The sequence below is a fragment of the Peribacillus sp. FW305-BF15 genome (assembly GCF_058783805.1).
In genome coordinates, this window is sequence record NZ_JBYSYV010000054.1 from 1 (window position 1) to 7,943 (window position 7,943).

Genomic DNA, 7,943 nt, shown 5'->3' on the forward strand with positions numbered 1-7,943 from the left:
TTCTATATAGGGCCTCTAACGGCTTCGTAGGGACCGGAAAGAAAAGTTCTCATAAAAAAAAGACCTATAAAGGTCTCTTTCTTATTTTCCCCGTCTAATTAAAAGGTATATCTTTATCCCGTGATAAGTTACAGTACCTGCTACCCCTATTGACATTATTACCATAGCACTTGCAATAGCTAAGAACATTTGCAATAAAACCAATTCCATAAAAATAACCCCCTTAGTTTGTTAGGAAATACCCTACCATATATGCCGTTTGATTTTTCGTTTTTGCGCAGGGATCTAGTCCTTACTTTGTATGTCGCATGAGTTTCCGTTTTCGGACACCATCTAACATGTATGTCACACGAAAAACTGTTTTCGCGCACCTACTTTATATATCGTCAGAGACCTTCCTACAGGATAATAGGCACGAGTCAATATTTCCGGACACTCTACCTATAATGCCGTGCGACTGACCGTTTTCGGACACCCTACACTAAATAATAAGAATGAGATTAAGAAGTCGCGCACATCTCCCTCTTATATAGTTGCGGATTTATCCCCCTTTATTGTCCCGTAGTCATGAAAAGGTGTCATAACTTAAAAGTATTGACACCAATTTGGAGATGCAGTAATATCAAGGTATCAGAAGGTGTCATAACTTAGTGTCATAAGTAAGGCGCCGAAAAAGGGGATAATACATATGAAATACGGATATGCACGGGTAAGTACAGTTAATCAAGATTTAGAAGTACAATTACAAACATTAGAAAAAGAAGGTTGTCAAAAAATCTATTCTGAAAAGTTCACAGGAACTAAAACAGATAGACCACAATTTCAAAAATTACTTTCTGTATTGGAATCAGGGGACACTTTAACAGTAACTAAATTGGATAGGTTGGCAAGAAACACAAAGGAAGGTATTGAAGTAGTTGAAAAGCTATTTGAAAAAGGCGTAAAGGTTCATGTCCTAAATGTTGGCTTAATCGAGAATACAACAATGGGAAACTTCTTCTTACAAACATTATTGGCTGTTGCGGAAATGGAAAGAAATATGATCGTGGAGAGAACCCAGGAAGGTAAGGCTATTGCTAAACAGCGTAAGGACTTTAGGGAAGGAAGACCAAACCTATACAGTAAGAAACAAATAGAACACGCTTTAGAGCTGTTAGAAACTAATTCATATAAAGAGGTCGAAGCTACCACAGGAATATCTAAAAGTACACTTATCAGAGCAAAGAAAAAGACGGGGGTATGACGTTCCCCGTCTTTTTTCTATTTGTGCATTCTCTGACCTCGCATAGCTCACCAAGCTTACAGCCATATGGGTTTATATGTAAAAGAATATTTTGGAGTGCATAGTTTTGAACAACCATTTAAGGGGTTATTTAGGTTGTTCCCTGGGTAGAAATTAGCTAGTAGGAATAGGAACAAACGTTCTATTGAGCATAGCAGCAGGACGAAAAAAAAGCCATTCTTTAAGAATGACTTGCCTTGCTAATAATTCTTCCTTGCCTCTGAATAGACAGATTTGAGGAGAAAATCTCTTGTTGTTTTTAATTCTTCTTGCAATACTTCGGCTTCTTCTCGATCTTCTGGAAGAGTAATTTCTAGCTTTTTTTTATGGTAATTTTCACATTTCTTTATGTAATCATTAGATTGAATAAGGAGATTATCACAATAGAAGTTAACCAGCATCTCTAAACGTGCTTTCTTAGAATCAAAACTTTTTTTATATTCACTTATTAATTTGGCTTCTTTGCTTTTGTCTCCTGCGTGCATCCTTGGTGGAAAGGTAGGATTGGGATTTTGAATACCAGCTTCTAGGAAGTCAAATATCTCATGGATAATTAGGTAAACTTCTTCAATTTTATCCCGTTTGAACTCGGTTTTATGTTTTCGATTATCAAAATACAATTTAATTCCTGTTACTAATAAGGTTATTACTCCTCCAAATACTGCACCAAATACTGCACCAATTAAAACTAGATATTCTCTAGACATCTTCTCTTTCTCCCCCATTTCCCCTACTCAATTCGGCAGAAAGGGGTGGTAGTCCTTCATTCATCATTATCCGTTATATAGTATAGGGTTTCCTCTATTAGCAAATTATGTTGCATTAGGTAGTTTCATAGCGTTAAAATGAGAGATAATAAAATATGGGCAAAATAAAAAGCCATTTTCCATAATGATTAGAGGATTGCCGTCCACTAACCGGAAAATGACTTACCCTGTTTCAACCTCTCACAGCGGAACAGGTAAAATACACACAAAATTCGATAGGTCTATTATAAACGGTGGATAGAGGAAAATTCAACCGATTTTATATAATTTTATTTATTACTAGGCTTACTAAAGTGTATTTTACCGCGCGTTTCTAACTGGCTTGATTGGTTGGACTTGGGGTAAAGTACGCTTTTTTTGTGTGTCCCTATAGGGGGAAATTGTAGTAATGACGGTATTCGTAGAAACAAGCCAATTTAAGCAAATGATTTCATACAAGCCATATGCTGAGACTAAAACCGAAAAGAAGAAAGTGAAATACACCCTATTAGATAGCATACAGGAAGCAATAGGAGACAAGTGGGACCGTTTAAAAGAGGGTACACGTCAGGCCTTTGATATGGCTTGCTTTTTAAGTTCAGAACTAGGATTCTACTATGCTGGTAGTGAATACATGGCAGGTAAACATGGGATATCTGAGAGGACTCTTCGATATAGATTGAGTGAATTGGTAGAGTTAGGACAAGTTATCAAAGTACATAGAAGAGCTAAGAAATGTAACGGCAGGGGCAAGCCTATATACTTATTCACCAATCATCCGTACTTCGCTTATTGGGTGGACTTATTGGGGATTTCTCATGATAATTGCCATACCAATTGCCATACAGAAAATGACGAAACTCCAACGGGGAGTAAGTCTGAAGGCATGAAAAAAATTCCTACCTATTCTTTACCTAAAAAACAAGAAAGTAATAATTATATAGGCGACAACAAAATTATGAAGGCCGTTTTTAATAGAGTCACGGATGCTATCAAAGAAGGTTCAACGATTACATACATATCCAGCTACGTAGATAGAGTCTTCAGGTCCCTGGAACGTCAGGCCCTATATGCTGAAAATAACCGTTTGAAGGCTAGAAGAAAGAAACGTGAGGAAGAGGCACGGAAATTCTTAAATCCTGTGAAGGACATACCATTATGGGATTGGCGAGAATAGTGAGGGGAATTTGCTATGTCAGAGCGTAAAATGTGTACATACTGCGCCCGCCATTATGGCATGGAAACAATGACCCCACTATACGAACAGGGCAAGGATTACATAGCCTGGTATTGCGAAAAGTGCCAACCGGCCGTTAAAAGTAACATAGCCAAACTTCCATATAGCCATCTATTCACCTGGGGAACTAAAGGCCAGGACAAACACAAATAGACCCCTGCAACCAACCTTGGAAATAGGCGGGGAACAGAGGCCATTCGTTTTGAGAAGATCGTACGATGGCAATGTATAGACAGTATGCCACCACTGGTAATTAATATTCATAAAAAAAATAGGCCCCTGGAATTTTCACAGGGGCACTCCCAAAGGACTGAAAGAGTCCTATTTAGTATCTCACCAACCCTTTAAGATTATGCCCTGCCCAGGAATCGGAGCATAGTGCAAAAAGGTAACCGTGCCTTTTAATTTTCATCTTATCTTTTCTAATGTCCTTTACTTATTACCTTTGATAGTTTTTCTTATAGCGCGAAGCGTATCTTGTTAATTAAGTCTTTATATTAAGTCTATATAGTAAGTATTTATAACGTGCAATATCTGCATTAACCAGGGAACCTTTCTGCACTATGGAGGTGTAATATCTGCATTAGATAATCCCTGAATCGGGGATTAATAAAGTTAGTCCCTAACGTGTGTGCTTAATGCTCCAATGAGTCTTTGCCTATCCTGTTCGGCTTCAAGTCCCAACTTCATTATCTTATGATCCAACTTAACTTTTAACTGTGGGACTAATTTTTCAAGTACTTCTTTTTCGTGCGGTAGGTACACATTATATCGATTCTTATTTGGAAAGCCTGGGACCTTCTCTACCCTAATGAGGCCCACTATTTCAAGGTTGGTTGTGGCAGTTATGACAGTCCTTTTACTGAGTCCCGTCCAAATAGCCAATTGCGGTGTCGTAGGGAAAGCATACCCAATTTCCTTGTTGTCATTCTTCAATAACAGGAGGTACACGGATAGGTCATTTCCTGAGATGAGTCCTAACTCTAAATAACGGAATATAGAGTGTGGAACCTGCTCATAGTTCTTCTCCACGTTTCCTTTGCAACGAATACCCGTACCTTTAATGTTTAACTTTGTCATGTCCAATCAGTCCTTTTCTGCGATTTCTCTACAAACGTTAACTTGCAGAAAAGGGACACTTTAGGACTTCCAATTTTAGGAAAAATATAAATACCGAGTTTAGCAGCCGGGCACGTTCTTACTTGTATTTATCAACCAAATCAAGGATAGCGATTTCAATGAGATCGGATTTGCTGAATTTCTGCTGGTCTGCGAATCTGTCCAATAAAGCCCCAACTTCCTCATTTATAACAATCGTCTTCCGTACCTTCTTCCCTTTATCTAAAGTCACTACCCTTTGGTATAAGTCGTCGCCAGGACTATCTTGCTGGTCGTTAAGAACATATCCCCGTATCAGTTCCTTTAATATCGCTTTTTCCTCCGGTGTGAAATCCGGTTCACTTTTAGTTCTTCCGCTATTCACATCGAGGGGAATAGGAGGTGAATCATTTTTCACGTTGTATGAGCCTGTGGGTGAACTTTGATTCACCTTAACTTCACTTACGTGTGAAGTCTGTTTCACGTTTAATGCACCTACACGTGAAGTCTGTTTCACCTTGCGTGAACTCCTTTTCGATTCAACAAACTCAAACACTGATTTATAAAGAGGTTCTTCACCTTCGCCTACATAGAACCAGCCCTTCTGGCCAGAGTTTCGGTACTCATATCCAGCATTATGTAGAGCCTCCTTTAGCTTCTTTTCGCCAATACCAACCTTCTCTTTTGCGATCTTGGCTATGGTATTGCCGGTTATCAGAAGATCATCTAATACTTCCTTGATTTTCATGATTCACACTCCTTTCACACTAATGCCACTCTTATTTCACCTATTCTACATATGGATGTGAATTACCTCCAACAATTCGAACTTACCCCTGTAAAAGAAGGGTCGTTATCAACCTATAAGGTAAGGTCCAAAAAAATTGGAGGTGAAGCAATGTACAACCATGTCAAAGGATTGCCGTTCATCAGTGAATATGACTACCGTTATCTTCGTGAGGTAAGGCATTTACGCAATCTGACAATCAATGAGTTCAGCCAGTATATGAAGTTGGATGTCGGTACAATCAGTAAGCTCGAAAACAACCAAGTCCCATTCAGTATCTATTATGAATCGAAATTCATGGACGCAATTCAATCCTTGAATGTCTCAAACCTAGAGTTGTTATCCGTGAAACGAGTAATCGAACTGAAAGCACTACGAGAAGGGGGAAAAAAAAATGTTAAAAATAGATCGGACTGAGGTCAACCAGGCCATTGAAAATATGAATCTGTTTGTCGCTACAAACCAGGTGATTGCCGATTACCAGGAAGAGAAACAGGTCTTACTAAACCGAGAGAATGGACTTAATGAACGGATGGTTCAGCTTCAGGAAGAGCATACACAATTGTTGTTAGACCGGGAGGTATCGAAGGATTCCACTTCCGACTACATTTACCTGTCCAAACAGCTTTCTAATGCGGACGAAGAAATGAGGATAATTTTATCCCTACAGGAGCAATTGAGGGAAGACTTTAAGGCCCTAAAGCAAAAGTATCTTCCGATTATTAGGACCACCTACAGTAAGGATCTATCAGCAAAGAATGAGTTCTCTGTTAATGACACGGTGGACCTAGTGAGGTACGAGTTACTCAAGGCCATTGCAGACTATTCTAGGGAAGTTTCAAAGCAACAAGGGCCACTGATGCCGGCTATATATGAGTTCCTTCATGACGATGAATTGATGGAGGCTAACACGGGCTTCAGACGACAATTTGAATATGGGAATGAGCACTTAATCTTTACGGGCGGACCTGGTAAGTCGGTAATCTCTAAAAATGAAATCTTTTCTGCATGTGGTGGGAATCTGCCGAGTGGATTAATCAAACCAAAGGAAGTGGAATAGATGAGTAAGGATAAAACCCTGCTTGGAGTACACCAAAGCATTAAGCCATTCGATCTCAATGATGAGGAACTGAAATGGTACTTTGATACAGCGAGTCGGCCAATTGTATTTGCGCCTTTCTCGACTATGCGGTTTAAGAAGAAAAGGGAACCGGAACCTGAAGCTGGACTGAAACCAAACGAACCTACCAGTTAAATCTAAAGAGGTTTTCTCTAACCTTTACGTTTCACTATGCAACTTTTTTCGTTCACAAATAGCGAACAAACTGATATCATAAGGGTGTACCAATCACAATATTGTTACCTATTTCAATGATTTGGACCTAAACATTGAAACCTGTTTTTAAAGGGTGATTAGGTACAGTACAAGGCGCAGTCCACAGAAGAGACTCTCTCGTGGACAAAAAGTTCTCATCTTGACAAGGGGTACCGACTTAAAACCGGAAATTTAAGTTGGATAGGATGGCCCCAAACAGTACTTGAATTGTTCGCGAAACATTCAACACACCTTTTTAGGTGAAGAAAAAACCCCCGAGGGCCTAGGAACCTTTGGGGGTTTTTTCTGTTTATATGATTAACATACTGGGAAAAATTACATAATAGATATAGAAAGTGTCCCTGCGTGATGTGACTATGGACAACACGTCTTTTGTTCGGGGGGTCCGGAAAAACCACCCAGTCAACTCTGAGATTAGGAGTCTCAGTCACGCATAGGTTACCTTCTAAGGTCCGTGGCTAAGTAACGAGAATTAGTTAGGATTAGCTCTTAAAAAATTGGAGGGTTACCCAAAGGAGTCTGGCTATCGAGGCTAGCCAGTCGACCCCTCTTTTTAGATTACCCTCGTTCTTTTTTAAAAACTGTAGTACTGTGTTCGCGAATTTTTTCATTAACAACACGCTCCTTTTCGTAGTGTGCGTGTTTGCCCATGAACATAAAGTATTATATCATCCAAATTCTTCATCATTAAGGTAATACAGGATTTTTTTTTATAAATTACTATATTTTGTGTTTTGGTTGATGATAGATTCCTTTTTTTATACAGATCTACAGTGAAACGAGTAGGGTAAGTACCTGCTTAGCGATAGAAAACGGCCTAGAATTGCCTCATAGCAACATGCATTTAGAAGTTCCCCCCGCAATTTGTCCCTCTTTAGCATTTTAGTGACCGGCTGCTGTTTACGATTAGGGGTATTTACCATTTAATCCCATCCATACTTTTTGGATTTGCCCCGTATTTTTCCCACCCAGCAGTCGACCAGGAGGGAAGTACCCGCCTCCCCCTATGGGCCCTTCAGCTATTCGGAACCTTTCCTATAGATCAGTTACTTAAGGGAGGTTACACCTGGCCCTTGGAGGTTCCTGACTCTAATCCTTAATCTAATCTCTAATTCATTTATCTATTATGATAGTTTGTCGAGTCGCATCCTGCATTGTACGTGTTGAGTGCATGGTATACGTGGTGAATGTGCACTGATTGGCGTATAGTTCGTATGGTGCTTGAGCTATAACTACCCCCTTGTCCTCCAATACCCTCTATGACAGTAGCCTTGCTGATACCGTATGGCGTTACATGGTGCAGTTGTACAGGGCCTAGGATGGCCCATACAGAGGTGTAGGTAGTATTAGGTATTTGAACTTAGGGTGATTTTTTTTCGCTTCTATATAGGGCCTCTAACGGCTTCGTAGGGACCGGAAAGAAAAGTTCTCATAAAAAAAAGACCTATAAAGGTCTC

9 protein-coding genes are annotated in these 7,943 nt (G+C 39.6%); 5 read left to right on the top strand and 4 right to left on the bottom strand.

Annotated elements, in window-relative coordinates:
- Positions 1–81: 81 nt before the first annotated feature.
- Positions 82–210, bottom strand: a complete 129-nt coding sequence (locus AC3WLU_RS26495) for a hypothetical protein (protein ID WP_492598203.1) — start codon at positions 208–210, stop codon at positions 82–84.
- Positions 211–688: 478 nt separating this feature from the next.
- Between AC3WLU_RS26495 and AC3WLU_RS26500 the strand changes: the two genes are divergently transcribed.
- Positions 689–1,243: a recombinase family protein gene (locus tag AC3WLU_RS26500; RefSeq protein WP_492598204.1), complete on the top strand. Its 555-nt coding sequence runs from the start codon at positions 689–691 to the stop codon at positions 1,241–1,243.
- A 239-nt stretch (positions 1,244–1,482) separates the two neighbouring features.
- Here the strand turns inward: AC3WLU_RS26500 and AC3WLU_RS26505 are convergent, their stop codons facing one another.
- On the bottom strand, positions 1,483–1,989 hold the full coding sequence (locus tag AC3WLU_RS26505) for a hypothetical protein (protein WP_492598205.1): 507 nt from the start codon (positions 1,987–1,989) through the stop codon (positions 1,483–1,485).
- A 448-nt stretch (positions 1,990–2,437) separates the two neighbouring features.
- Between AC3WLU_RS26505 and AC3WLU_RS26510 the strand changes: the two genes are divergently transcribed.
- Positions 2,438–3,205, top strand: a complete 768-nt coding sequence (locus tag AC3WLU_RS26510) for a hypothetical protein (protein WP_492598206.1) — start codon at positions 2,438–2,440, stop codon at positions 3,203–3,205.
- 675 nt (positions 3,206–3,880) lie between these two features.
- Here AC3WLU_RS26510 and AC3WLU_RS26515 read toward each other — a convergent pair.
- Together AC3WLU_RS26515 and AC3WLU_RS26520 are read right to left on the bottom strand one after the other, a co-directional pair.
- Positions 3,881–4,345, bottom strand: coding sequence for a helix-turn-helix domain-containing protein (locus AC3WLU_RS26515; RefSeq protein ID WP_492598207.1), 465 nt, complete (start codon positions 4,343–4,345; stop codon positions 3,881–3,883).
- Positions 4,346–4,463: 118 nt separating this feature from the next.
- A complete protein-coding gene (locus tag AC3WLU_RS26520; RefSeq protein WP_492598208.1) occupies positions 4,464–5,111 on the bottom strand; it encodes a hypothetical protein in 648 nt (215 codons plus the stop codon).
- Between the two features lie 150 nt (positions 5,112–5,261).
- On the opposite strand from AC3WLU_RS26520, the gene AC3WLU_RS26525 reads away from it, so the two are divergent.
- From AC3WLU_RS26525 to AC3WLU_RS26535, 3 genes are read left to right on the top strand one after another with little or no spacing between them, the layout of a single operon-like run.
- A complete protein-coding gene (locus AC3WLU_RS26525; protein ID WP_492598209.1) occupies positions 5,262–5,567 on the top strand; it encodes a helix-turn-helix domain-containing protein in 306 nt (101 codons plus the stop codon).
- Positions 5,545–6,210 carry a hypothetical protein gene (locus AC3WLU_RS26530; protein WP_492598210.1) on the top strand — a complete coding sequence of 222 codons (666 nt, stop codon included), beginning with the start codon at positions 5,545–5,547 and terminating at the stop codon, positions 6,208–6,210. Before AC3WLU_RS26525 ends, AC3WLU_RS26530 begins: the two co-directional genes overlap by 23 nt.
- The gene (locus AC3WLU_RS26535; protein WP_492598211.1) at positions 6,211–6,405 is read left to right on the top strand and encodes a hypothetical protein; all 195 of its coding nucleotides are present in this window, start codon (positions 6,211–6,213) and stop codon (positions 6,403–6,405) included.
- Positions 6,406–7,943: the final 1,538 nt, after the last annotated feature.

Bases quoted from the DNA above. Each gene is read 5' to 3' on its own strand.
- AC3WLU_RS26495 (WP_492598203.1), bottom strand. From the start codon at position 210: ATGGAATTGGTTTTATTGCAAATGTTCTTAGCTATTGCAAGTGCTATG.
- AC3WLU_RS26500 (WP_492598204.1), top strand. From the start codon at position 689: ATGAAATACGGATATGCACGGGTAAGTACAGTTAATCAAGATTTAGAA.
- AC3WLU_RS26505 (WP_492598205.1), bottom strand. From the start codon at position 1,989: ATGTCTAGAGAATATCTAGTTTTAATTGGTGCAGTATTTGGTGCAGTA.
- AC3WLU_RS26510 (WP_492598206.1), top strand. From the start codon at position 2,438: ATGACGGTATTCGTAGAAACAAGCCAATTTAAGCAAATGATTTCATAC.
- AC3WLU_RS26515 (WP_492598207.1), bottom strand. From the start codon at position 4,345: ATGACAAAGTTAAACATTAAAGGTACGGGTATTCGTTGCAAAGGAAAC.
- AC3WLU_RS26520 (WP_492598208.1), bottom strand. From the start codon at position 5,111: ATGAAAATCAAGGAAGTATTAGATGATCTTCTGATAACCGGCAATACC.
- AC3WLU_RS26525 (WP_492598209.1), top strand. From the start codon at position 5,262: ATGTACAACCATGTCAAAGGATTGCCGTTCATCAGTGAATATGACTAC.
- AC3WLU_RS26530 (WP_492598210.1), top strand. From the start codon at position 5,545: ATGTTAAAAATAGATCGGACTGAGGTCAACCAGGCCATTGAAAATATG.
- AC3WLU_RS26535 (WP_492598211.1), top strand. From the start codon at position 6,211: ATGAGTAAGGATAAAACCCTGCTTGGAGTACACCAAAGCATTAAGCCA.